This window comes from uncultured Mucilaginibacter sp. (assembly GCF_913773635.1).
Classification (GTDB): Bacteria; Bacteroidota; Bacteroidia; order Sphingobacteriales; family Sphingobacteriaceae; genus Mucilaginibacter.
The window spans coordinates 123,654-147,544 of the sequence record NZ_CAJYGQ010000003.1 but is presented as its reverse complement, the minus strand read 5'-3'; the positions used below and the strand labels follow the sequence as shown (position 1 = coordinate 147,544).

Below are 23,891 nucleotides of genomic sequence, written 5' to 3'. Positions count from 1 at the left end.
TACCGGTTATACTTATTGCCTTAATCTTTTTTGCATTGCAGTTGTTAAACATTTAAACCACCATCAATGGCTTTATTATTAGTTGAAGACGAACCGAATGTAGTATCGGTAATTAAACGCGGACTGGCTGATTTCGGCTTTGATGTAAGTGTTGCCGGAAACGGATTAACAGGTTTACAAATGGCGCTTAGCCATCCGTTTGATCTTATTATTCTTGACGTTATGCTGCCTGGCATAGATGGGGTTCAAATTTGTAAACGCATTAGGGAGAAGAACACAAGCGTGCCTATTTTGATGCTTACGGCTCTTGACTCAACCGAGAATATTGTAACCGGACTTGACACCGGTGCCGATGATTACATGGTTAAGCCGTTTAAAATTGCGGAGCTTGCGGCAAGATTACGCACTTTATTACGAAGACGCCAAAATGATAATCAACCGGCAAATACGCTTTATAAAATTGCCGACCTGGAAGTAGACGTAGAAGCAAAGACGGTTTACCAGGGCGATGTAGCGCTTAACCTTACTCCTACCGAATACCGCTTACTGGAGTATTTTGTAAAAAACCAGAAGAAGGTATTATCGCGCATACAGATACTTGAAAACGTTTGGGACATTGATTTTAACCTGGGTACCAACGTGGTTGACGTGTACGTAAATTACCTGCGCAAAAAGTTAGAAAAAAACAGCAACCATAAACTTATACACACCATATTTGGCATGGGTTATATGTTTAAGGATTCGGACTAAATGAAGATACAAACCAAAATAACACTCCTGTTTCTTATTCTATCAACAGGAATACTTGTTTTGCTGAACACCTTCATTTTGTACTTTGACTATCAGTTTAATTATGACGATTTTTTTAAGCGCCTTGAAGCAAGAGTAAACCTTACCGCTGAAACCCGACTTTTTCCCGGAGAACGCAGCCGGGCTTATGAAGAGGTGAGAAACAAGTACCTTGAAAAACTAGACAGCGAAACAGAATACATTATAAAGGCCGACGCAAAAGGCAAATTTGACACCAGGCAGTTCCCGGCCGAGTTTACAGAAGAAATATTTAGTCAGGGTAAATCAAGGTACAAGCATAAAAACAGGTTTTTGGCCGGCAAAATTGTCGCCGCCATTCCTGATGAATATATTGTTATAGTTTCGGCGCGTAACCCTTATGGCATGCGCGAGCTTAAAGAGCTGCAAAAAATTATAATAGTAGGTTTCACCGGCTCCCTCATCATCGCTTTTTTTGTTGGCAAGGTATTTTCATACTATACTTTTGATCCTATACGGAAACTTACCGACCGTATGAAGGTGATTACCTCTGATAACTTGCACCTGCGGCTAAACGACTGGAACGGCAAAGATGAAATATCAGAACTTACACAAACTTTTAATGATATGCTCAACCGGCTCGAAACCGCGTTTGAGACTCAAAATAACTTTGTAAGCAATGCATCGCATGAGTTGCGCACACCGCTTACTATTATAAATGCCGAGGTTGAACTGGCACTCACTAAAGCGGACCTCACCGAAAACCAGCGAGCCATATTCAGCACCATTTGCGCCGAAACGGATAAGCTTACGCAAATATTAAGCAGTTTGCTGCTGCTTGCGCAATCAGGCTTCAACGGCCGTAAGCAAAGCTGGCAAACCATTAGGGTTGATGAACTGATTTGGATGTCGGTTGGATCAGTCAAAAAAATACAGGCACAAAGTAATATCGAAGTTGATTTTGAAACCCTGCCTGAAAATGAGGAACTTCTTCAAATATCGGGTAATAGCAATTTGCTCAGGTTGGCTATCACTAACATCATAAGCAATGCATGCAAATACTCACAAAACCAACTAGTAACGGTTAAACTTATGGTACAAAACAAGCAAATTGGCATTACAGTTACCGATCAGGGTATTGGCATTCCATCGTCGGAGCTTCCGTACATTTTCGAGCCATTCTTCAGGGCATCGAACACGCTTAACTTTCAGGGTTATGGCGTTGGTTTACCCTTAACGCTTAATATTATAAGGCTGCATAAAGGCACAATTGATATCAGCTCAGAGGTAGGCAAAGGCACACAGATACTTATTTTGCTTCCTGTAGCAACAGCCTGATGTATTCTAATTAAATTTTAACATCCTTCTTAGTTGTTGCTAATTAAATAAGGCTACCATTGTAATGTAACCAATGCGGGTTGTGCTTTTAATTAAGGCATTATGCAAAAACTGCTTATTCCAACTGATTTTGATTTACGTACGCTAAAGTACATACCCGGAATAGCAGACCGCCTTGCTCTACAAAAAATAACCATTGTTTTGGTTCACATGATGAAGGTTACCGATAACGTAAGCGAGCTTAAAATGCTTGCCAAACGATCGGCTGAGAGAAAGTTTGTACCGCCTGAATTTTATGACGCCTGTAAATTATTAGTAAAGGAGATTCCCGGTTTAGCAAGTATTAAAATTGAGTTTTTTTACGGCAGTACACTTGCCTCATTTAAAGCTTTCATAACCGAAAATAAAATAAGCGCCGCTGTACTACTAAGCGGATATGATTATAAACTGCTTTTTAAACACAGTATTGAACCGACCTTATTGATAAACCGCAGCGGTATTAATGTAATTAACGCACACTATAAGACTAAGTTAAACCTGCTTGTTACGGCCCTTAACAACTCCGAGCAGCAGTTTTATATAAAGTAAGTTAGAATATTAAGTATTTAGCCATACTTAAAATGAACATGCCTTGCAGCATGCAGGAAAGGTAAAAGCCGCTTAAACGCAATGTTTATATCCTGTAGTTTTTTGTTTAGTGTTTGTTTTTTAATGCAAGGGCTGCCCGGTACCACGGTGCAGCCCTTTGCTATTAAAATGCTTACATTAAGTTCATTTTAGTATATTAAGCCTAAATTAACGGGCATGAAAAAGCTTTACTTTATAGCAACCTTACTCTACACAACCGTATGCTTTGGGCAAACCACGCTTAAAACAAAAGCTGCGCAACAGGCCGAACAACTCAAGGATAAAGTAATTGCCTGGCGCCGTGATTTTCACGCAAACCCTGAGCTTGGTAATCATGAAACCCGTACTGCAGGTATTATTGCCAACCATTTAAAAGCGTTGGGTATTGAAGTTAAAACAGGCGTAGCCAAAACCGGCGTTGTTGGCCTGCTTAAAGGCGGCAAACCCGGGCCTGTAGTTGCCTTACGGGCCGATATGGACGGCTTACCAATTATTGAGCGCACGCCAGTACCATTTGCATCAAAAATCAAATCCACTTATAACAATGCCGAAGTTGGCGTTATGCACGCTTGCGGTCATGATACACATGTAGCCATATTAATGGGCGTGGCCGAAATACTGTCGGGCATGAAAAAAGAGCTTCATGGTACAGTAAAGTTCATCTTTCAACCGGCAGAAGAAGGTGCTCCATTTGGTGAGGAAGGCGGCGCCGAGCTAATGATTAAGGAGGGCGTACTTGAAAGCCCTAAGGTTGATGCCATTTTTGGTTTACATATCAATGCACAAACCGAAGTGGGAAAAATCACTTATCGTCCAGGCGGGACCATGGCAGCCGTTAACGATATGCAGATTGTTGTTAAAGGCAGGCAGGCTCATGGCGCTTACCCATGGAGTAGCGTTGACCCTATTGTGGTATCGGCACAAATTATAAACAGCCTGCAAACTATTGTAAGCCGTAACATTAATGTAACCGAAAATGCCGCTGTGGTTACTATCGGCTCTATCCAAGGCGGCAACCGCTCCAACATTATTCCCGAGCAGGTAACCATGCTGGGCACTTTAAGGGCGTTAAGTACCGGAGACGAAAAAACGCTTATTGAACGCGTAAAAACTATTGCCACTAAAACTGCCGAAGCAGCCGGAGCCACCGCCGAAGTAAAAATACCACTGAGTGTACGCTACCCTGTAACTTATAACGATCCCAAGCTTACTGAAAAAATGCTCCCTACTTTGCAAGCTACCGCCGGCGCCGCCAACGTACTTTTACGCCCCGCTGTAACCGGCGCCGAAGATTTTAGCTTTTTCCAGGAAAAGATACCTGGCCTGTTCATCTTTTTGGGAGGCATGCCCAAAGTACAGGATCCGCTTAAAACAGCAGCGCACCACACGCCAGATTTTTACGTAGATGAAAGCGGATTGACGTTGGGTGTAAAAGCGTTATGTAATTTAACATTGGACTATATGGCTGGGAAGTAAGCCTACACCTAAACTATTATGCAAAATACATTTATTCAATACAGAAAATTCGATGACCCAGCGCTTGCCCAAAATCTTATAGCCTTATTAATTGCCAATAGCGTTACTTATCAATCCGAAGAAAATAAACTAAGCTTCGATCCCTCATTCGGCGCTGCTAGCGAAACCTCCACTGAATATGTAGTAAAAATAGCGCCCGTTGATTTTGAACTTGTGAACCAACTCGTTATGGCTGACGAGGAAGCAACTCTAGATCAAATAGAGGAAGATCATTATTTGCACAAATTTACAGACGAGGAATTGAGGATATCCTTATAAAACCTGATGAATGGAGTTTTACTGACGTTATTTTAGCCAGACGACTTTTAAAAGAAAGGGGGGCTCCTGCTGATGCTGAGACCATAGAAACACTGAAACAGCAACATTTAGCAGAACTAAGGATGCCTGCTCCCTCTCAAACTAACTGGATAATTGCAGGTTACCTTTTAGCGCCGCTTGGCGGTATAATAAGTGCATTTATTGGTTGGCACTTAATGAGCCATAAAAATATACTACCAAATGGGGAGTACGTTTCCATTACCTAGAACGCGACAGACAGCACGGACGCATCATATTTATCGTGGGCATTATGTTTATACTAATCATCACAGCTTTCCGCATATGGCGAGAACAGTAATCACTTAACCAACCTTGCCCAACCTTCTCTTTATCTGCAGTAAAAATCAATGGCGCAGCCCCACAGCCGAGCATTTGTTTAAAAATCACCAGGTTTATGAGGCACGTTCGGCTGGTACGAGTGAGAAGGCACGTATAAAGGTTAGCGCTAAACTATTGGCTTGGGCCGATGTAGTTTTTGTAATGGGACGCAAACACAAGCAATTATTGCAACAACGCTTTGCCGAAGTTATAATTGAAAAAGAGGTCGTTGTACTGGATATTGAAGACAATTACCAGTACAACGACCCCGAATTAGTTGCTTATTTAAGTAACGCGCTAAAGCCTTATCTTGAAGATGCGGATTAAATCCTAATGGAGGATCCGACTTCTGAAATTTAATCAATGTATTCAAAACGGGTATAAGGCACCAACGCTTCAGGGATTTTTATACCGTTTTCAGTTTGGTTATTTTCTAATAGTGTAGCCACAATACGCGGTAAGGCTAATGCACTACCATTTAAAGTGTGCGCCAGTTGCGTTTTACCCTCTGCATTACGGAAACGCAGCTTAAGGCGGTTGGCCTGGTAAGTTTCAAAGTTTGATACTGATGACACCTCTAACCAACGTTGTTGTGCAGCACTCCAGGTTTCCATATCATAAGTTAACGAGGCTGTAAAGCTCATGTCGCCGCCGCATAAACGTAAAACCCGGTATGGCAGGCCAAGCTTTTGCAACAAGCCTTGTACGTGGCTGCTCATTTCCTCAAGTACACTGTATGACGTATCAGGGTGAACAACCTGAACTATCTCTACCTTATCAAACTGGTGTAGGCGGTTCAAACCACGTACGTGTGCACCATATGAACCCGCTTCCCGACGAAAACAAGGTGTATAGCCGGTATTTTTCACGGGTAGTTCGTCGGCTTTTAAAATTACATCGCGGTACAGGTTAGTAACCGGCACCTCAGCGGTAGGTATCAGGTACAGGTTATCCTGACCAACGAAGTACATTTGTCCTTCCTTGTCTGGTAACTGACCGGTACCAAAGCCTGATGCTTCATTAACCAGCAAAGGCAGCATAACTTCGCTGTAACCTGCCTTTTCAGCCTCATCTAAAAAAAAACTGATTAATGCACGTTGCAGCTTGGCACCTTTACCTTTATAAACAGGGAAACCTGCACCTGTAATTTTAACACCTAATTCAAAATCAATTAAATTGTATTTTGCAGCAAGTTCCCAATGGGGTAAGGCATTTTCGGGCAGCGTTGGTTTTTCGCCATGTTCCAGCACTACTTCATTTTCTTCGGGCGTTATACCAACGGGTACGCTGCTGTGCGGCAGGTTAGGCAGCTGCACAAGCTTTTGATGCAATTCCTGCTCAATACTGGTTAGTTCTTCACCAAAACGTTTAATATCCTCTTTCCAGGTTCCGGTTTGCGATTTTACCTTTTCGGCTTCTTCTTTTTGCCCGGTGCGCATCAGCTCACCAATACGTTTGGCAGCAGCATTGGCCTCGGCCGATGTACTGTCTAAACGGTTTTGGGTTTGCTTACGATTATCGTCAAGCGCCAAAATTTCATCAACCAGCTCGGGTTGTTTAAAGTTTTTAACAGCCAAACGAGCCAAAACCTGTTCCTTGTTATCGCGGATATAACTAACTTGCAGCATTATTTTTAATTTCTGAACGGCAAAGATATGATTTTGTGGTTCATTGTTAGTAGTTCATGGTTGATGGTTCATAGTTCATGGAAAGAGTATATCCGGGAGCATGTATCACCCACATTTTGCAACTACCATGAACCGTTAACTATGAACTATGAATAACACGACCGGTAAACTCTATTTAGTACCCACGCCCATTGGTAACCTCGAAGATATGACCTACCGCGCTGTGCGCGTACTAAAAGAGGCCGATTTGATACTGGCCGAAGATACCCGTACGTCGGCCCCTATGCTCAAGCACTTTGGCATTGAAAAACGTGTATTTGCCCACCATCAGCACAATGAGCATCAGTCGAGCAATGAGATTGTTAAGTTTTTGCTTGAAGGAAAAAACATTGCTCTAATATCAGATGCAGGCACGCCTGCCATATCCGATCCTGGTTTTTACCTGGTGCGTGAGGCATTGAAATTTAACTTACCTGTAGAGTGCCTCCCCGGAGCTACAGCATTTGTACCTGCGCTGGTAAACTCAGGTTTCCCTACTGATAAGTTTTGTTTCGAGGGCTTTTTGCCACTTAAAAAAGGACGACAAACACGCTACAAGTTTTTGGCCGAAGAAGAACGTACAATCATCTTATACGAATCTCCGCATCGCCTGCTAAAAACATTGGATGAAATGGCTACTTACTGGGGAGAAGATCGTATGATATCTGTATCGCGCGAGCTTACTAAAGTATTTGAGGAAACAGTACGTGGTACGGTTGCCGAGGTCAAAACTTATTATGAAAACCACCCGGTTAAAGGCGAATTTGTTATTTGCGTAGCAGGAAAAGAATAAGGTTATAATTTACCGCCCCATAACCAGGCTGTTTGATTCATTAAGCTGCCTGTTCAAGAAATTGGTCCAGGCGGCTTGTTGCTTGCGGTCTTGCATGTGCATGGTTTCGCGGTCATAATCAGCATTCATACGACGATACTTGTCATCAATACGATTGAAAATGTTGTTAGCCTGGCGCTGATAATCGCCTGTGTAATGAAAAGCGTTAAGCTCGCGTATAAGTTCCTGCTGCATTAAAAATGCAATAACATAATGTCCTTGCTCATGATGAATTACTTCTTTCATCATATCATCATTAGTTATCATTTTACGATTTATCCATGACCTTTCAGGATTAAAATTTAAGGGAATGAAAAAAGTTAAGCGATAATTACTGCGGTAGCTTTGCACATTATAGCGCATACTTACATTGCAACTGGTATGCGCCACATAAAAACCACTTCCGGCCGGTACCTGGCCTGTAAAATCTTCGGGGGTTAGCTGGCGGTAACTCTGGGCTTTAATTGCATATGGGCCGCACAACATAATTAACATCAAAACCACTTTCACACATCGCTGCATCATCAATAAATTTAAATTTACAATACTGACATTTATTAAAGCGTTTGGTTTAACACAAACAAGCTCTTAAGCATATTGTGTTGTACGTAACAACGCTTTAAGTAAGCGTAAAAAGCATTCATTATAATATTAAGCGTCGCCCAAACACTAACATTATTAGCAAATATTTTATATTTGCCGCCGAAATGATGAGTGAAGGATTGAACTTTAATTTACTTGACCAGGATTTGCTGCTGCTGCCCGAGCGTGCAATTTACTGGCTGCAACAAAAAACACTGATTGTAGCCGATGTGCATTTAGGCAAGGCCGGTCATTTTCGCAAAGCCGGTATAGCGGTACCCCGCCAGGTGGGTCTTGATGATCTTGATTGCCTTACCAGGTTAATAAAGCAGCATGAGCCTCAAAAAATCTGGTTCTTAGGAGACCTTTTTCATAGTGAAATGAATGCCGATTGGCACGATTTTGCAAAATGGCGTCAAGATCATCAGCATATTATTATGCAGCTGGTTATTGGTAATCATGATATTATAAAAGAAAGGCATTATCATGATTTAAACGTTTCAACTCACCATCAGCTTACCGAGGGGCCTTTTTTAATGCAACATCATCCAAAAGATGAGAACTGCATTGCCGACGGTACACATTACGTATTTTGCGGCCATATTCATCCCGGGGTTAAACTATCGGGCCGGGGCGGACAATCTGTTACACTACCCTGCTTTAGTTTTGGTCAAAAGCAGGCCATACTACCTTCATTTGGTAAATTTACAGGGAAGGTAGCCTTAAGGCACCGTAATGGCGATAAGGTATTTGGTGTACTGAAAGAAAAGGTAATTGCGGTTTAATGATGTGCTAAATAATCATTAACCACAAATTCAATGCGGTCATAAGTAACGTCACGTTCAATAACCTGCCATTTGCCGTTTAAAATGTAGTAAGTGGGTATACGGATAATTGCCCAAGCCTCAGCATTGTCTGATTCATCACCTTTTAAATCAGAATACTGGGTCCAGTTCAACTTGTCGTCGGCTATGGCTTTGGTCCACCAATCCTTTTTATTATCTAATGAAATGCTTACAAAACCAACTTTCACCGGATTTAAGGATTTAACCATGCCACTTAACATATCCTGATGGTTAAGGCGGCTTACCTTGTTACCTGCTTTCCAAAAATCGAGCACGTATACCTTTTTATCGAGCGCACTTTTGTCAAACTTTTTTCCATTTGGAGTAGTACCTGCAACCAAAGGTGCATCTTTACCCGGCAGCAGCTTCATCATGCCTGATAGCTTTTTTTGTAAAAACAAACCCTCTTCTGTTGCCTTAACTCCGGCATTAAGTTTTTGAAATATTGAGTAATATCCTTCCACATCTCGCTCATAGTTCATTTTAAGCATTAAATGTGCTGCAGCATTGCTATTGGGGTTTTTGTCAATAAACTGCTTAAAGGCCTTTAACTTTAAACCATCAATATCGGCATCGCCTTGCTTTACCTGGCTGGCTACTTTACCCTGCGTTTTTAAAAAAACCTCATCCTGAGTGGTATAAAATGCGGTAAGTTCGTTTTGCAAAGCAGATGAAGATTTTATTGCAGGATAACGCTCCAAATGCCCGGCATCAGCGTTTATAGTATACTCGCCGGCTTCAAGGTACACGTCCGCCTCCTGTGGTTTGTCACCATTTTTATTGATAACGATTACACCATAACCCGGATTTTCAAATGCTGTATCAATTTTAACCGTGCCATCCGTAATATTTTGGCCGGCAATACTATTACCACTTATATCAACAATATTAATAACGCCATCTTTTAACCCTTCAACACGGCCGTTAACAGTAATATGGGGTAATTTAGTACAGCTGCAGGTTAAAATGGCAATGGCAAAAAGGTATAGGTATTTTTTCATGAGTAAATGCTGTGGGTGCTAATATATGATTTTAAAATTTTGATAGTAAAGCAGCATTTTAATTTTTAGAATGTTTCTAAATAGACAATAACCTGACAATAACGTAAATCAATCTGTATGATTTGGGTTATATTAAATATTTTTGCTTGATTAAAATTCTGACATAATGAGTGAATTAAAACAGACCTTTAACTCTTCACTGGGGAAAAAGCTGATCATGGCTTTGACAGGCTTGTTTCTGAGTCTTTTCTTGATTGTCCATTTGGGCGGCAATCTTTTATTATTTAGTAACGATAATGGTTACAGCTTTAACATGTATGCTAACTTCCTTACGCATTTTCCGCCTATTGAAGTAATTGCATGGTTACTATATGCTACCATTATTATACACGCAATTTACGCCTTACTACTTACTGTTAAAAATCGCCAGGCCCGCCCTGTAGGTTATGCAGTTACGCCTAAGGCTCCGGCATCATGGTCATCAAAAAACATGGGCTTGCTGGGTAGCATTCTGTTCTTGTTCATTGTTATTCACATGGGCGACTTCTGGTACAAATACAAGTACACACATTCAGTTGGCTTTAAAGAGTACCGCACCAACCTATCAACAGGCGAGCGCACAGTAAATGATTTCACTCCTCAAAAAGATGACTTTGAGCATTCACAAACTTTTGATGGCGACGTTGAAATTATTAAAGTAAAAGACTTGCATACCAAGGTTGCAGAAAGCTTTAGCATGCCTGTATACGTAATTATTTACGTTATAGCTATGATTGCTTTATCATACCACTTGCTGCACGGTTTTCAAAGTGCCTTCCGTACATTGGGTTGGGTACACCGTAAATACCTGCCAATAATTCAATTTATAGGCACATGGTTGTTTGCAGTAATTATACCACTTGGTTTTGCAGCCATGCCAATTGTTTATTTTATACAGAGTTTAAAGTAAGGTTGATTGGTTAAGTAGTTGATTGGCTAAGTAATTTTATACACACTAAAGCTATTCAACAACTCACCACTCGCTAAAAAATAGGAAAAGATGAGTTTAGATTCTAAAATTCCACAAGGCCCGTTGGCCGAAAAGTGGAGCAAACATAAATTCAATTTAAAGCTTGTAAACCCTGCCAATAAACGTAAATACAACGTTATTGTAGTTGGTACTGGTTTAGCAGGTGCATCAGCAGCGGCATCATTAGCCGAGTTGGGTTACAATGTAACCGCATTTTGTTTTCAGGATAGCCCACGCCGTGCACACTCAATTGCTGCACAAGGTGGTATAAACGCCGCTAAAAACTATCGGAATGATGGTGATAGCATTTACCGCTTATTTTACGATACCATTAAAGGTGGTGACTACCGTGCCCGCGAAGCTAACGTTTACCGTTTAGCTGAGGTATCAGTGAATATTATAGACCAGTGCGTTGCGCAAGGTGTGCCTTTTGCCCGCGAATATGGTGGCTTGTTAGACAACCGCTCATTTGGTGGTGCACAGGTATCACGTACGTTTTACGCCCGCGGTCAAACCGGACAGCAATTACTTTTGGGTGCCTACTCTGCCCTTAACCGTCAAATACATGAAGGTAAAGTAAAAATGTATACCCGTACCGAAATGCTTGACGTGGTTGTGGCCGACGGACAAGCTAAAGGTATTGTTACACGTAACCTTAAAACCGGTGCCATTGAAACGCACTCGGCACATGCAGTACTACTTTGTACTGGCGGTTACAGTAACGTATTCTACCTTTCAACTAACGCAATTGGTTCAAACGTAACTGCGGCATGGCGCGCGCACAAACGCGGTGCTTACTTTGCAAACCCTTGCTATACTCAAATTCACCCTACCTGTATACCAGTGTCAGGTGATCACCAGAGCAAGCTTACGCTGATGTCTGAATCGTTACGTAACGACGGACGCGTTTGGGCACCTAAAACTGCCGAAACTGCACAACGCCTGCGTAAGGGAGAAATTAAAATTGACCAAATTAAAGAAGAAGACCGCGACTACTTCCTCGAGCGTAAATATCCATCATTTGGTAACCTTGTACCACGTGACGTAGCCTCTCGTAACGCTAAAGAAATGGCTGATGAAGGCAAAGGTGTTGGTTCATCGGGCTTAGCTGTATATCTTGACTTTGCCGACGCAATTAAACGTTTAGGCGAAGATACTGTACGTGCTAAATACGGTAACTTGTTTGACATGTACTTACAAATTACTGATGAGAATCCGTACAAACAACCAATGCGTATATATCCTGCAGTACACTATACCATGGGTGGCCTTTGGGTTGATTACAACCTGAGCACCAATATACCTGGTTTATACTGCTTAGGTGAGGCTAACTTCTCGGACCACGGTGCTAACCGCCTTGGTGCATCAGCACTAATGCAGGGACTTGCTGACGGTTACTTTGTAATACCATACACTTTAGGTGATTACCTGGCAACCATCGGACCAAAAGCTATTGATGCCACGCACCCGGCATTTGCGCAAACCAAAAAGGATGTTGAGGAGCGCATTGCCAAGTTGTTATCACTTAAAGGCAACAAAACCGTTATTGAATACCACCGCGAGCTTGGACACATTATGTGGGAGTACTGCGGCATGGCACGTAGCGAAGAAGGTTTAATTAAAGCACGTGGCTTAATACAAGCATTGAAAGATGATTTTTGGGTGAACGCCATTGTTGTTGGTGAGAATGAAGAAATCAATGCTTCACTTGAGCGTGCAGGCCGTGTAGCCGACTTTATTGAACTAGGTGCCCTAATGGTTGAAGATGCCTTGGCTCGTCGTGAGTCATGTGGTGGCCACTTCAGGGTTGAATCACAAACCGAAGAAGGTGAAGCACTTCGTCATGACGATGAATTTGCTTACGTTGCTGCATGGCAGTACACAGGTGAAAACCAGCCCGAAGTTCTTCATAAAGAAGATTTGGTATACGAAAACGTTAAGTTAACACAAAGAAGTTATAAATAAGAGAGAGTACAGATTACAGAATCAGGAATAAAGACTTTTCTTCTCTTGACTCTGTACTCTTGATTCTTGACTCTAATCTGAATAGAAACATGAGTGCAAACGGAAATATGAATCTAACGCTGAAAGTTTGGCGTCAGAAAAATTCTCAAACTGCCGGAAAGTTTGAGACTTATAAGGCGGAAAACATATCTCCTGATATGTCTTTCCTGGAGATGCTGGATGTTGTGAATGAGAGCCTTATTCATGCCAAGCAAGAGCCCATAAACTTTGACCACGACTGCCGTGAGGGTATTTGCGGTATGTGTTCACTGTACATCAATGGTCGTCCGCATGGTCCAAAACGCGCAATTACAACCTGCCAGTTGCATATGCGTAGCTTTAAAGACGGCGAAACCATTACCATTGAACCTTGGCGCGCAGCTGCTTTTCCGGTTATTAAAGACTTAGCGGTTGACCGCTCAGCATTTGACCGTATACAGCAGGCCGGCGGTTACATATCAGTCAACACTGGTGGTGTGCCCGATGCCAACGAAATTCCAATTCCGAAGGTTATTGCCGACGAGGCCTTTAACTCAGCTACCTGTATTGGTTGCGGCGCTTGTGTTGCAGCCTGTAAAAACGGTTCGGCTATGTTATTTACCTCCGCAAAAATTTCACAGCTGGGTATGCTTCCTCAAGGACAGCCTGAACGTTATCGCAGGGTTCAAAGCATGGTGTCACAAATGGACGCTGAAGGTTTTGGTAGCTGTACCAATACCGGTGCTTGTGAGGCCGAATGCCCTAAAGAGATTACGCTTACCAACATTGCCCGCATGAACTTTGATTTCTTCAGCGCCAAATTATTCCGCGAAGAAGAAATTGGTGAAGTTAATCATGGCGGATAATTAAGTTAACACGCATAATTAAAAGGCTTGGAGGTTTTTCTTCAGGCCTTTTTTTATTTAAAAAATAATATTACTAAGTATATTAGCACAGCATAAAAGTTTGTATATTAGTGCAATTAAAACACAACATGAAAAAAACCTTACTCACAATTGCTATTGCCCTAACGGCATACACAGCATCTGCTCAAAAATTACTTAAACCGGAAGTTGATAAAATTTCAGGTGATACAACTTGGAAGACTTCAGAAGAGGCTTTATATGCAAAACTTACGTTAGTTGGAGCTAACGAGTTAGTTACTATCCAACCAGTAAAAGATCAATCTGTTTGCTTTGTATGGATTTGCATTACCAAGCCAAAAACCGACAACAAACTTTATTCTATCCTTTCGGGAGATAAAACAATTTTAAAGCTTAGCGATAAAAGTCTCATCAATTTGACTGCAGCAAAAAATAATCTTACTGAAATGATGGGATCGAATACAAAAACTTATGGTAGCGTAGGAGAAGGCACCAAAACGTTAACTCCATATGCAATCACTAAAGAAGACTTGCAAAAGCTTCAAACTAGTCCAATTGAATTTGTTCGTATTAGCACTACCAACGGAGATCAGGATTACGATGTAAAACCTAAAATGGGCGAAAAAGTCAGAAAAGCTTTTGAACTTATAGCAAGCAAATAATTAATTCGTTAAACACCTTATCACGTCATGAAAAACTGGATTTTAATATTCATGTTTATTTGCCCGTTGTTGCTAAAAGCACAAAGTGCGGCAACTCCTCCTATAGGTAGTATAAAATATCTTGATTACAAGAGAAGCTATAAATCAATTAAATTAGGGAGTGAGATAAGTACGTTAAACAGCAAATATCTTATTAAACAATCTGAAAAGGCAGATGATCAGGGGCGTTATATGTATTCATATAACAATCCTGAGGCTTTAAATTTTGGCAATAACGTTCAACTTAAGCGTATACAGATACAAAGCTATCTTGATAAGATCGCAGCTATTTACTTAATTTTTGAACAGGAAGATGGCAACAAGGTAAAAGAAGTGCTTACTACAGCATACGGAAGCGATTATAATCAAAGCGACGAAACAAAGGATAGCTACTTGTGGAGAGGTTCATTTGCAGACGTATATTTAACTTATGAGAGAGAATCTTTATCAGCTATGATATATTCTGATGTAATAATAGATAAGTTTATAAAACGCCGAGTAAAAAGCGATGCGAACCAAGCTGCAAGCGATTTATAATATCAGCTTTTTGTTAACACAAAACGGCTGCCTGGGTAAAAACAGGCAGCCGTTTTGCTTTAGGCAATCGTTAAAAATGTTAAATGGTTAGGAATACACATTCTCATGACCTATATTGCTTTATCCTAACTTTAACGCCATGAAAAAGTTGTTTTTATGTGTTGCAATTGTTGCCACAGCCTCTACCTATACTCAAGCACAAACCGCCGATACTATTGCTAAAAGGTCCGATCAAAGCAACCCTACATTGAATATTGAGTTTAGTACAAAAGCCTTGGTAAACGGCCTAAAAACCGCCGATGAGGTATGGCGTAAGAAACTGCATAATGATTCTTTAGCAGCATCTCAGATATCCTCACCAGATATTTGCTACAGCACCATGCCTATCGCAGGGAAACGAAATGTAAAACAATACCGTATGCCCGTAGCCCAAACAGGAGATAGAAGTACAAAGTATACTATGTTGATTAAGCGGGCGAAGATTGAGCAGGTTTCAACTGAAAGTCAAAAATAGAGCACTTACAACAGTATAAGGTATTAATTAAAAATCCTTGTTTAAAAGCTTTTCCAATTCGGCAAAGCTAATGTTCATCTTTACCCGCCCATGCTTGGCGTAAGATATCTCCCCTGTTTCCTCGGATACAATAAGGGCCGTTGCATCATTAGCTTCAGTTACACCTATACCTGCCCGGTGACGCAATCCAAATTGAGCGGGTAGATCACTGTTATCGGTTAACGGTAATATGCAGCTGGCAGATTTAATTTTATTTCCCGATATGATAACGGCACCATCATGCAAGGGACCATTTTTTTGGAAGATAGCCTCAATCAGGCGCTTTGAAATTTTGGCATCAACAACCTCACAACTGGTTTGATAGATCTGCTCGTCATAATCTTTCACAAAAACAATTAACGCACCGGTGTGGGTTTGCTTCATACTTTTACAAGCATCTATAATTGGTTTTATACGTTTATAGTTATCCTTTTCGGCTTCGTTTTTACCTAAAAAGTATCTCCACCAGGCACGGTTTCTTTGCAGGGATGCATTGCGCCCAACCAACACCAAAAACCGCCGTATTTCTTGCTGAAACACCACAATTACAGCAATAATTCCCACGTTCATGAAATTGCCCAGTATGGTGGTAAGCAATTTCATGTCCAAAGCCTTAACTACAAAATAAAGCAGGCATATAAGGGCTAAACCGATAAATATATTGGCAGCTATAGTACCTCTTATAAGATTATAAAGCTGGTAAAGCAGGAAGGCTACCAGCAACACATCTAAGGCACTGAAAAGATTAAAATCAAACAGTTTTAATACTGATTGCATGTATAAAAATAACAGTTTACCGGCCGCATTGCAAAACGGCCGTCAAAAGATTGTAAATTATAGACTATGGTTTGCTTTGCTGCGGCTGAACTTCAGAAGTAAGCTTTGGTACTACACGCTTTTCAGGCGGAAGCGCCTGATATTTTTTATAAGAATCGTTTATGTAAGCAGCCATTGATGCACCACCATTACTACGCACAAATTCATATGTGGGTCTGTAAAGACTCATAAAATTATCCAGCTCAACACCCTTAAGCGGAACCAAGCTCCCTACGTAAACCTTGGTGAATACCGAGTCAACATGGCGTTCCTCAACTTCTTTTTCAAAGTACTTTTTTAAACGGCGGGCATCCTTAGCTTCCTTACCAAACCATGTGGTGGGTGATAAAACATGAACCTTGCTTTTTTGATAAACCTGCGCGTACTCTACACGAGGATCAAAACGCTGACCACGTACATTAACTGCACCTAAGGTGATACCGAGCGGAGTCATCTTTACATTTTTGAACTTCATATCGGCAACAAATAACGTATCTGATACGTAGCCTGGTGATGATATAATTAATGTATTACCTATCAAGCCTCTTATTTCGAAGTTGCCGCTATCAGTAGTTAACGTAACCTGACTGTTAGTAATATTTTTTACCAGTACGCTAGGCAGCTTAGCATTTGTTGCATCGGTAACTTGCCCTCTTACAACGTTCTGCTGGCCCTTTACCGTTACAGTAAACAGCGTCAGTAAAAAAACTATGATGAATCCTGATCTCATAATTGAAGGTGTATATGTGATTAAACCGCCAATTAAAGGCATGGTTTAGATTAAAGTGTTAAAGTTACTCAATAAAAAAAAGACTTAGCGAAACTGCCATAAGTTGGATTGGAATCCAACAGCTAAGTAATTGATTGCTTTTTGGCTGTAAATAATTTTTGCAATCCAATTGAACCATTAATAGCTCTGAACAACCGTTTAAACCATTTTTCAATGCAATAAATTATAATAAAGCTAATAGCAATAGATGCAATTGGGTATAATATTTGAAAATCAACCGAATTTGCATTTATATATGGTTTGATTATACTGTACAAAACAGATATCACAATGGGATGATATAAATAAATAGGTAACGAGTATTTACGTCCGTAATCTGATAGTTTACTAGGCAAGCCAGTAGAAGTTACCGCATAAATAAATATTCCCATAGCATATAAACGCGTACTAATGCCTAGATGGTAACCTATTACTTGAACATTGTGATAGTAATTTATCATACCTATCTCAATAAATTGAAAAAGGTAACCGGCAATGGCAATGCGTATACCTAAGGCAGCCGACAATCTTTCTCGTTTTTTTGCTAAATAGTAACCTACGGTCATTAAAGGAAAGGCAACCGCATTACTGGCGAATAGGGCAAACTTAGGTTTTAACAATAGTGGATATGCCTCTGTCACCAAATTGTAGCCATACATTAAAATTGCTAAAGGAATTAAGAATTTTTGCAATTTAAACTTAAATAGTATCCACCACGCCATATATGTGCCTATAAGCGAATTCAAAAACCATAGATGAAAGTTTGTACCATAACTTATGAATGTGTACACAGAAAATGACGAACGCAATGTGCCACTAGCGAAATGGAATGCAGCAAAAACTAGATTTACAACTATAAATATCCCGATAAGGTTAATGAGTGTTTTGAAAAATATATCCAACCCAGCTTTTGAATACTGTACGAAGAAAAAGTATCCACTTGCCATAAAGAAAAAAGCAACAGCCCAGTGCATTGTTTGCAAGGCTACGCCACCTGCCATGGTTCCAGCTCCTATAGTATGTATGATGACTACCGAGAATGCTCCTATTAAACGGAAGGCATCTATAGTATAATTTCGGGGTGGAGTAAGCATGTAATTTTGACTGTAAAGTAGTATATTACGACAGTATCTGCAAATACTATTCAATAAGAAAACTGGCGATAAGACCGGTTTTCTTATTGAATTAGATTACTGTTTCCAAACGTTGTTGGCCTCATTGTAATCTGGTAACACCTTATCAGGATCATAAGTCACTGATTCAATCTCGGCGGTAGATGGCTGTCTGAAAGTCCAGCTAACATTACGCTCCCATATTTCTACCGGAAGCTTGATACGCTCGGTTTTACCACCTTTGTATTTAACTTCTAAAATTACTGGCATTGCCATTTTTTCGAGGTTATCAAGTGTAATAAGTGCACCTTTCGACGGATTGTTGTCAACGTATTTTACATCCCTTACTGCTACGTCCAAGCGCCAGTTATTCATGAACCAGCCTCTCCAAAACCATTGAAGGCTTTCGCCGGCTGCATTTTCCATAGTACGGAAAAAATCATCAGGTGTTGGGTGTTTGAACGCCCAACGTTCAATGTAAGTACGGAAGGCAAAGTCAAAACGCTCCGGACCTAAAATTTGCTCACGCAGCATGGTTAAGCCTGCACCTGGTTTTGAATAAAGCAACAAACCGTTGTTACGCTCTTTTATACCGGCAGGAGTATTCATGATGGCTTCAACCTCAGGGCGAGTATAGAAAGCACCATAACGATGCATGTCCATAGGACGTTCTTTGTATTCACCATTGTTAAAAGCATCGGTAGATAGGCTGTTTATGAAAGTATTAAAGCCTTCGTCCATCCAACCGTATAAACGCTCGTTAGAGCCAACAATCATCGGGAACCAGGTGTGGCCAAATTCATGATCATTTACACCCCACAAACTGGCACCTTTGGCGCGGTAACCGCAAAATACAATGCCAGGGTATTCCATACCACCTACTATACCTGCAACAGTGTTAGCCACAGGGTAAGGAAACTCAAACCATTTGGCAGAATAATATTCAATTGATTTTTTAGTGTATTCTGTTGAACGCCCCCATGCAGCATTGCCATCACTTTCAACCGGGTAAGCAGAAACCGACATACATTTTTTACCGCTTGGCAAATTAATTTTCGCTGCATCAAGTATAAAAGATGGTGATGAAGACCATGCTGCATCACGTGCGTTCTTTATTTTAAACTTCCAGGTAAGCTCTTGTTTACCGGCAGGACGAGACGCTGCGTTGGTAACTTCGCCGGCCGAACGTATGATAACTGTCTTATCACTTTGAGCAGCCTGTGCCCAGCGCTTTTGCTGCTCGGCAGTGTAAACCTCCTGTGGGTTTTGCAACTCGCCGCTAGCCAAAACTATATGGTTGGCAGGGGCAGTAATCGCAAGGTCAAAGTCACCATATTCAAGGTAAAACTCACCCGGACCTGTATATGGTACTGTATTCCAGCCCATAACATCATCAAACACGCATACACGTGGATACCATTGAGCTATAGTAAATATTTTACCGTTTTTTGTTTGTAAGATACCTGTACGGTCTGAACCGTAATCAGGCTCAATAAATGAAAAGTCTATCTTAACTTTAATTTGCCCGCCGTTAGCAGCAACCTCCTTTGGAAGGAATATCTGCATGCGGGTATCATTAATGGCATATTTTACATCAGCATCACCAACCTTTACCGATTTAATTTTATAACCGGCATCAAACACCTGTCCGCGGCCGCCGTTGCGGCTACCAGATGTAGGCACAATGGCCGATCCGCGTGAATCTTGTTTGAAAAGATTCTGATCTAACTGCATCCAAACAAAACCCAGCTTTTGAGGGCTGTTGTTGGTATACGTTAAAACTTCAGAAGCCGTAATTTCATTGGTTTGATCGTTTAAGCGTGCGCTTAACTGGTAATCGGCTCGGTTTTGCCAGTAACGTGGTCCGGGTTCACCACTTGCAGCCCTGTATTCGCTGCCATTTTTGGTGTAAAGCAAGGGGCCAAAGGCATCATGGTAGTCATATTTACTAACCGGGGCCGAGCCCGCCGGCTGTTGCTGCGCCTGGGCAAAGCCATTGAAGGCCATCATTGCCAGCGACAAGCAGGTGATTAAAGATTTTTTCATCTCCAGGAATAACAGTAGTAGTAATTAAAAAGCAATTATAATATTATTTACGCTATTGCCCATGAGGTAAGCGCATTGTTACTCAATATTAAACTGCTTATTTACTAAAATGTTGCTCGTATGCTTTCTCGTCGAAACCAAAAAACAGGAAGTCGTTATCTTCAATCACCGGCCGCTTTATCATGCTTGTTTTCTCTTTAAGTAAAGGAAGTGCATTGGCGGCTTCCGTTACACCAGCCTTGGTCTCAGCATCAAGCCCTTTCCAGGTAAGCCCCTGTTTGTTTAAAAACTTTTCGTACCCGGCTTTTTCATTCCATTCGTTAAGTTTTTCGTCGCTTACACCCAGCTTTTTAAAGTCGTGAAATTCGTAATTAATATTATTTTGCTTAAGCCAGTCTAACGCTTTTTTAACCGTGTTACAGTTAGTTATGCCATATACTTTCATGGCAACAAATTTATTAATTTCTTGAACCTCCGCTTACGTCGTCGTTATTAATACCACGCTGGTTTTTCTTAAGTCCGCCATCAAGCTTACCAAATTTATAGTTAAAGCTGATGTTGATAGTACGGGCAAACATTTCGTTAACGGTATATTGGAATGATGTAGGCGTACGCACTGTGTTATCAATTTTACGTATACGCTGGAACGGTGTATTAGCAAACAGTGAAATGGTGGCTTTTTTATTTAATATCTCTTTAGATGCACTTAAGCCGTAGCCTAACCAGTAATTGTCACGTCCCTGCAGCATTACGTAACGGCTGTCATAATCAAAGTTGGCACCAAAGCGGTAACCATTGTCAAGCTTGTAACTTAAGCCTGAAAATATGTGCCCCTGGTACCCTCTTGCATTATACAGCTGACCGTTAACCGATCCTTTAAGCCATACGTGCATAAGCTGGCTGTTGACGTTTACGTTAAGGGCTTTGGTTATAGGGTAATTGATACTTAAATCAGCACCCAAACGTTTGTTTGCACCAACGTTTTGATAAGTAGTAATACTGGTGGCGGTAGTGGCGTCAAATACTGTTACGTTTTCAACAGTATTGTTGGCAAAGCGATAGTTAACACCAAAATTTATTGATCCCTTTTTAAACCAACTGTAAGTAGCCTCTACGTTACGGCTTACCACGGGGCGCAAATCGGGATTACCAACGTATATAATATTAGGGTTTTGGTTATTTACAAATGGGTTAAGCTGCCATATGCCCGGGCGCTGAATACGCTCCGAATAGCCCAGGTTTACACTGCTGCTTTTGAAAGTGCGCTGTAACGAGGCTGACGGTATAAGGTTAGAGTAATTTTGATTTACACCTATGTTTGAATTAACCGTTGTATGTTCAAAACGCAAACCACCCTTTGCAACCCATTTATCGTTAAACTTATACTGATACGAGTTGTAAACGCTGTAAACATTTTGCTGGTAATCAAAATTACTTCCTGGCAGGGGTATGTTTATATATGTATTGCTTGTGCCGTCAAATTGTTCGTTACGGCTATCGCTAAAGTTATCTCTGAATATAGCCTTGCCGCCCGCTTCAAAATTCAATTTTTTAAAGGGTTGCACATAATCCAATTGTAAAGTATGCTCATTATTACCCGAATTGTTGAATTGGCGGTAATTAGGATCGTTAAAATTAATACGATCAAGAAAGCTGATGTCATTCAACTGATCATTTTTTGAGGAGTTGTACTTATATGATGCTGTTAGTAGCTGCTCTTTGTTACGTTTAAACCCTAACTGGTAATTTAAACCGGCACTAAGTCCGCGGTAAGTATTATCGTTATCATTCAGCGAGCGGTAGCTTCTGCTGTTTACCGCATTTGAGCTAACTAAATTAGAGTATAAATCGCGGTTGTTGTAGTTATTCCCTTTGTAAAATTCAATGGTTCCGGTAAGCAGGTTCAAGCTATCACCCTCATAGGTTAATTCGCCACTGGTGTAAGTGTTATTACCTTTTTGCGTATTGCTTCCTAACTGAGTTAAATCTGATGACCGAACAGTGCCGTTAGGATCAAGGCTTTGATTAATTGTGTTATTTGACGAATTGTTGGTTAAAGTATTTCTGCGGTTGTAACCAGCGTAACCGCCAAAACCAAATTTACCTTTTTTGACAGTAAGGTTTACGTTAACACCCGGACCCCACAAATTACTGTAACGGGCATTAACGCTACCGTTATAGCCTTGCTCAATATCTTTTTTGGTTATAATGTTTATTATACCTGCTATACCTTCTGCATCGTATTTTGCCGGTGGAGTAGTAATCACCTCAATTTTTTGAATATTACTTGCAGGCATCGACTTGAAGATATCACCCGGGTTGCGTGCTATCAAAGCCGACTCTTTACCGTTGATAAGAATTTTGTAATTGGTATTTCCCTGTAGTTTGATCTGGTCAGATGCATCTACCGACAGCAAAGGCACTTTGCGCATTAAATCAAGCACAGTAAGTACTTTGCTTTCCGGGTCGGCCTGTACGTCATAAGCAATGCGGTCAACCTCACGCTTCATCAGCGGTTTAACCATAGTTACGCTTACTTCGCCTAACTGGTTTGACACCGGCGACATATATAGCTTTCCTAAATCAGTTGTTGTTTTGGGGGTACCAATGTTGATGTTTTTGGTTCCGTAACCCACATTTACTAAAGCAAGTTTGTAGGGTTTTAAGGCAAGGCCGGCTAATACAAAGCTGCCGTCATCTTTAGTGAAGGTACTTTTTACAGGAGCATTTGTAGCGGCATCAACCAAAGCTACGGTAGCATAACCTAAAGGCTCCTTCTTAGCCGAATCAATAACCACACCCTTTACAGTAGCAGTTGCTGCGGGCTGAGTTTGCCCAAAGGTTAAATTAAAGGTTAAAACAAATAGTACTGCGCTTAGTAAAGCTTTTTTCATTTTGGGTGTGATAAGTGGGTGTCAGTTAATAGTATGTAGCTCAACAACGGTTTACGCCGTTTCTATCTAATAGATGTTGTTCCTTTTAAAATAGTTACAACAATTGATCATTTTTTTTGCAAATTACTAAACATCAACCTATTAAAAATAGCTCACAGCCGGTTTAACCAAAATTTAACATTTTTTAACTTACTTGTTAAAGCGAGTCATAGTCAGTTCGGTGCCTACGGTTGCAAAGCTTTTAATCATTTCAATAGAGCGGTCAATTAAAGCAGGGAGTTCAGGTTTTTCGTCGTCATCAAATCCGCTCAGTACAAAGTCAACCTGTTTACCTTTTGGGTAGTTATCACCTATGCCGAAACGCAAGCGCGGATAGTTATTATGACCAAGTATCTGCTCAATATTTTTTAACCCGTTATGCCCGGCGGCACTGCCCTTAGGCTTAAGGCGAACGGTACCCAAAGGTAGCGCTAAGTCATCAACCAGCACCAACACGTTTTCAACCGGTATTTTAAGCTGCCCCATCCAGTAGTTTAAGGCCTTGCCGCTTAAGTTCATGTAAGTGGTTGGCTTAATTAGGTGAAGCGTGCGGCCTTTGTAACCTACCTCGGTATAATAGGCCAACCGCATGTTATGAAATGATGAGCCTTCCTGTTTAGCAAGCTCATCCAAAATCATAAAGCCAATGTTATGGCGTGTATCACGATACTCAGGACCTATGTTGCCCAAGCCTACTATAAGGTATTTCATATTTC

The 23,891-nt window shown here is 41.0% G+C and carries 24 protein-coding genes; 14 read left to right on the top strand and 10 right to left on the bottom strand.

Going from position 1 to position 23,891, the window contains the following annotated elements; genetic code table 11:
* Positions 1–66: 66 nt before the first annotated feature.
* The 6 genes from QZ407_RS02070 (at position 67) to QZ407_RS02045 (ending at position 5,232) form a co-directional block, all read left to right on the top strand.
* Complete coding sequence (locus tag QZ407_RS02070; protein WP_295767400.1) at positions 67–750, top strand: response regulator transcription factor; 684 nt, start codon at positions 67–69, stop codon at positions 748–750.
* Positions 751–2,106 carry a HAMP domain-containing sensor histidine kinase gene (locus tag QZ407_RS02065; RefSeq protein WP_295767399.1) on the top strand — a complete coding sequence of 452 codons (1,356 nt, stop codon included), beginning with the start codon at positions 751–753 and terminating at the stop codon, positions 2,104–2,106. It begins immediately after the preceding gene.
* 102 nt (positions 2,107–2,208) lie between these two features.
* Positions 2,209–2,694: a hypothetical protein gene (locus QZ407_RS02060; RefSeq protein ID WP_295767398.1), complete on the top strand. Its 486-nt coding sequence runs from the start codon at positions 2,209–2,211 to the stop codon at positions 2,692–2,694.
* A gap of 216 nt (positions 2,695–2,910) precedes the next feature.
* Positions 2,911–4,209, top strand: coding sequence for an amidohydrolase (locus QZ407_RS02055; RefSeq protein WP_295767397.1), 1,299 nt, complete (start codon positions 2,911–2,913; stop codon positions 4,207–4,209).
* 18 nt (positions 4,210–4,227) lie between these two features.
* Complete coding sequence (locus QZ407_RS02050; RefSeq protein ID WP_295767396.1) at positions 4,228–4,527, top strand: hypothetical protein; 300 nt, start codon at positions 4,228–4,230, stop codon at positions 4,525–4,527.
* A gap of 372 nt (positions 4,528–4,899) precedes the next feature.
* Positions 4,900–5,232 (top strand): protein tyrosine phosphatase, encoded by a 333-nt coding sequence (locus QZ407_RS02045; protein WP_295767395.1) that lies wholly within the window; start codon positions 4,900–4,902, stop codon positions 5,230–5,232.
* Positions 5,233–5,261: 29 nt separating this feature from the next.
* On the opposite strand, the gene serS is transcribed toward QZ407_RS02045, so the two are convergent.
* Positions 5,262–6,533, bottom strand: coding sequence for a serine--tRNA ligase (gene serS / locus QZ407_RS02040; RefSeq protein ID WP_295767394.1), 1,272 nt, complete (start codon positions 6,531–6,533; stop codon positions 5,262–5,264).
* A 148-nt stretch (positions 6,534–6,681) separates the two neighbouring features.
* Between serS and rsmI the strand changes: the two genes are divergently transcribed.
* Positions 6,682–7,365 carry a 16S rRNA (cytidine(1402)-2'-O)-methyltransferase gene (gene rsmI, locus QZ407_RS02035; RefSeq protein WP_295767393.1) on the top strand — a complete coding sequence of 228 codons (684 nt, stop codon included), beginning with the start codon at positions 6,682–6,684 and terminating at the stop codon, positions 7,363–7,365.
* A gap of 9 nt (positions 7,366–7,374) precedes the next feature.
* Here rsmI and QZ407_RS02030 read toward each other — a convergent pair whose 3' ends face one another.
* The gene (locus tag QZ407_RS02030) at positions 7,375–7,914 is read right to left on the bottom strand and encodes a DUF922 domain-containing protein (protein WP_295767392.1); all 540 of its coding nucleotides are present in this window, start codon (positions 7,912–7,914) and stop codon (positions 7,375–7,377) included.
* 197 nt (positions 7,915–8,111) lie between these two features.
* Here QZ407_RS02030 and pdeM point away from each other — a divergent pair, with 197 nt between their 5' ends.
* Positions 8,112–8,771, top strand: a complete 660-nt coding sequence (gene pdeM, locus QZ407_RS02025) for a ligase-associated DNA damage response endonuclease PdeM (protein ID WP_295767391.1) — start codon at positions 8,112–8,114, stop codon at positions 8,769–8,771.
* Here pdeM and QZ407_RS02020 read toward each other — a convergent pair.
* Positions 8,768–9,832: a thioredoxin-like domain-containing protein gene (locus QZ407_RS02020; protein ID WP_295767390.1), complete on the bottom strand. Its 1,065-nt coding sequence runs from the start codon at positions 9,830–9,832 to the stop codon at positions 8,768–8,770. The genes pdeM and QZ407_RS02020 overlap by 4 nt on opposite strands.
* A gap of 166 nt (positions 9,833–9,998) precedes the next feature.
* Here QZ407_RS02020 and QZ407_RS02015 point away from each other — a divergent pair, with 166 nt between their 5' ends.
* From QZ407_RS02015 to QZ407_RS01990, 6 genes are all read left to right on the top strand, one after another.
* Positions 9,999–10,781 (top strand): succinate dehydrogenase cytochrome b subunit, encoded by a 783-nt coding sequence (locus QZ407_RS02015; protein ID WP_295767389.1) that lies wholly within the window; start codon positions 9,999–10,001, stop codon positions 10,779–10,781.
* Positions 10,782–10,871: 90 nt separating this feature from the next.
* Entirely contained in the window at positions 10,872–12,806 is a 1,935-nt protein-coding gene (locus QZ407_RS02010) for a fumarate reductase/succinate dehydrogenase flavoprotein subunit (protein ID WP_295767388.1), read from the top strand.
* 89 nt (positions 12,807–12,895) lie between these two features.
* Positions 12,896–13,690 (top strand): succinate dehydrogenase/fumarate reductase iron-sulfur subunit, encoded by a 795-nt coding sequence (locus QZ407_RS02005; protein WP_157540552.1) that lies wholly within the window; start codon positions 12,896–12,898, stop codon positions 13,688–13,690.
* A gap of 128 nt (positions 13,691–13,818) precedes the next feature.
* Positions 13,819–14,370: a hypothetical protein gene (locus QZ407_RS02000; protein ID WP_295767387.1), complete on the top strand. Its 552-nt coding sequence runs from the start codon at positions 13,819–13,821 to the stop codon at positions 14,368–14,370.
* 27 nt (positions 14,371–14,397) lie between these two features.
* A complete protein-coding gene (locus tag QZ407_RS01995; protein ID WP_295767386.1) occupies positions 14,398–14,946 on the top strand; it encodes a hypothetical protein in 549 nt (182 codons plus the stop codon).
* Positions 14,947–15,085: 139 nt separating this feature from the next.
* Positions 15,086–15,460: a hypothetical protein gene (locus QZ407_RS01990; protein ID WP_295767385.1), complete on the top strand. Its 375-nt coding sequence runs from the start codon at positions 15,086–15,088 to the stop codon at positions 15,458–15,460.
* Positions 15,461–15,487: 27 nt separating this feature from the next.
* Here the strand turns inward: QZ407_RS01990 and cdaA are convergent, their stop codons facing one another.
* The 7 genes from cdaA to pth all read right to left on the bottom strand — a co-directional run bounded on the left by cdaA (position 15,488) and on the right by pth (position 23,886).
* On the bottom strand, positions 15,488–16,276 hold the full coding sequence (cdaA, locus tag QZ407_RS01985) for a diadenylate cyclase CdaA (RefSeq protein ID WP_157540548.1): 789 nt from the start codon (positions 16,274–16,276) through the stop codon (positions 15,488–15,490).
* A 64-nt stretch (positions 16,277–16,340) separates the two neighbouring features.
* Positions 16,341–17,045: a carboxypeptidase-like regulatory domain-containing protein gene (locus QZ407_RS01980; protein ID WP_295767384.1), complete on the bottom strand. Its 705-nt coding sequence runs from the start codon at positions 17,043–17,045 to the stop codon at positions 16,341–16,343.
* Between the two features lie 122 nt (positions 17,046–17,167).
* Entirely contained in the window at positions 17,168–18,178 is a 1,011-nt protein-coding gene (locus QZ407_RS01975; RefSeq protein ID WP_295767383.1) for an acyltransferase, read from the bottom strand.
* Between the two features lie 96 nt (positions 18,179–18,274).
* Positions 18,275–20,242: a M1 family metallopeptidase gene (locus QZ407_RS01970; RefSeq protein ID WP_295767382.1), complete on the bottom strand. Its 1,968-nt coding sequence runs from the start codon at positions 20,240–20,242 to the stop codon at positions 18,275–18,277.
* A 97-nt stretch (positions 20,243–20,339) separates the two neighbouring features.
* Positions 20,340–20,687 carry a Spx/MgsR family RNA polymerase-binding regulatory protein gene (locus QZ407_RS01965; protein WP_295767381.1) on the bottom strand — a complete coding sequence of 116 codons (348 nt, stop codon included), beginning with the start codon at positions 20,685–20,687 and terminating at the stop codon, positions 20,340–20,342.
* Between the two features lie 13 nt (positions 20,688–20,700).
* Positions 20,701–23,136, bottom strand: a complete 2,436-nt coding sequence (locus QZ407_RS01960; RefSeq protein WP_295767380.1) for a TonB-dependent receptor — start codon at positions 23,134–23,136, stop codon at positions 20,701–20,703.
* A 189-nt stretch (positions 23,137–23,325) separates the two neighbouring features.
* The gene (gene pth, locus QZ407_RS01955; protein ID WP_295767379.1) at positions 23,326–23,886 is read right to left on the bottom strand and encodes an aminoacyl-tRNA hydrolase; all 561 of its coding nucleotides are present in this window, start codon (positions 23,884–23,886) and stop codon (positions 23,326–23,328) included.
* Positions 23,887–23,891: the final 5 nt, after the last annotated feature.

What these genes read in the sequence shown, in the direction of transcription:
- serS (WP_295767394.1), bottom strand. Translation starts at nt 6,533, where the DNA reads ATGCTGCAAGTTAGTTATATCCGCGATAACAAGGAACAGGTTTTGGCT.
- cdaA (WP_157540548.1), bottom strand. Translation starts at nt 16,276, where the DNA reads ATGCAATCAGTATTAAAACTGTTTGATTTTAATCTTTTCAGTGCCTTA.
- pth (WP_295767379.1), bottom strand. Translation starts at nt 23,886, where the DNA reads ATGAAATACCTTATAGTAGGCTTGGGCAACATAGGTCCTGAGTATCGT.
- QZ407_RS02000 (WP_295767387.1), top strand. Translation starts at nt 13,819, where the DNA reads ATGAAAAAAACCTTACTCACAATTGCTATTGCCCTAACGGCATACACA.
- QZ407_RS01975 (WP_295767383.1), bottom strand. Translation starts at nt 18,178, where the DNA reads ATGCTTACTCCACCCCGAAATTATACTATAGATGCCTTCCGTTTAATA.
- rsmI (WP_295767393.1), top strand. Translation starts at nt 6,682, where the DNA reads ATGAATAACACGACCGGTAAACTCTATTTAGTACCCACGCCCATTGGT.
- QZ407_RS02050 (WP_295767396.1), top strand. Translation starts at nt 4,228, where the DNA reads ATGCAAAATACATTTATTCAATACAGAAAATTCGATGACCCAGCGCTT.
- QZ407_RS01995 (WP_295767386.1), top strand. Translation starts at nt 14,398, where the DNA reads ATGAAAAACTGGATTTTAATATTCATGTTTATTTGCCCGTTGTTGCTA.
- QZ407_RS02015 (WP_295767389.1), top strand. Translation starts at nt 9,999, where the DNA reads ATGAGTGAATTAAAACAGACCTTTAACTCTTCACTGGGGAAAAAGCTG.
- QZ407_RS01965 (WP_295767381.1), bottom strand. Translation starts at nt 20,687, where the DNA reads ATGAAAGTATATGGCATAACTAACTGTAACACGGTTAAAAAAGCGTTA.
- pdeM (WP_295767391.1), top strand. Translation starts at nt 8,112, where the DNA reads ATGATGAGTGAAGGATTGAACTTTAATTTACTTGACCAGGATTTGCTG.
- QZ407_RS01990 (WP_295767385.1), top strand. Translation starts at nt 15,086, where the DNA reads ATGAAAAAGTTGTTTTTATGTGTTGCAATTGTTGCCACAGCCTCTACC.
- QZ407_RS01960 (WP_295767380.1), bottom strand. Translation starts at nt 23,136, where the DNA reads ATGAAAAAAGCTTTACTAAGCGCAGTACTATTTGTTTTAACCTTTAAT.
- QZ407_RS01970 (WP_295767382.1), bottom strand. Translation starts at nt 20,242, where the DNA reads ATGAAAAAATCTTTAATCACCTGCTTGTCGCTGGCAATGATGGCCTTC.
- QZ407_RS02005 (WP_157540552.1), top strand. Translation starts at nt 12,896, where the DNA reads ATGAGTGCAAACGGAAATATGAATCTAACGCTGAAAGTTTGGCGTCAG.
- QZ407_RS01980 (WP_295767384.1), bottom strand. Translation starts at nt 17,045, where the DNA reads ATGAGATCAGGATTCATCATAGTTTTTTTACTGACGCTGTTTACTGTA.
- QZ407_RS02070 (WP_295767400.1), top strand. Translation starts at nt 67, where the DNA reads ATGGCTTTATTATTAGTTGAAGACGAACCGAATGTAGTATCGGTAATT.
- QZ407_RS02055 (WP_295767397.1), top strand. Translation starts at nt 2,911, where the DNA reads ATGAAAAAGCTTTACTTTATAGCAACCTTACTCTACACAACCGTATGC.
- QZ407_RS02020 (WP_295767390.1), bottom strand. Translation starts at nt 9,832, where the DNA reads ATGAAAAAATACCTATACCTTTTTGCCATTGCCATTTTAACCTGCAGC.
- QZ407_RS02010 (WP_295767388.1), top strand. Translation starts at nt 10,872, where the DNA reads ATGAGTTTAGATTCTAAAATTCCACAAGGCCCGTTGGCCGAAAAGTGG.
- QZ407_RS02060 (WP_295767398.1), top strand. Translation starts at nt 2,209, where the DNA reads ATGCAAAAACTGCTTATTCCAACTGATTTTGATTTACGTACGCTAAAG.
- QZ407_RS02065 (WP_295767399.1), top strand. Translation starts at nt 751, where the DNA reads ATGAAGATACAAACCAAAATAACACTCCTGTTTCTTATTCTATCAACA.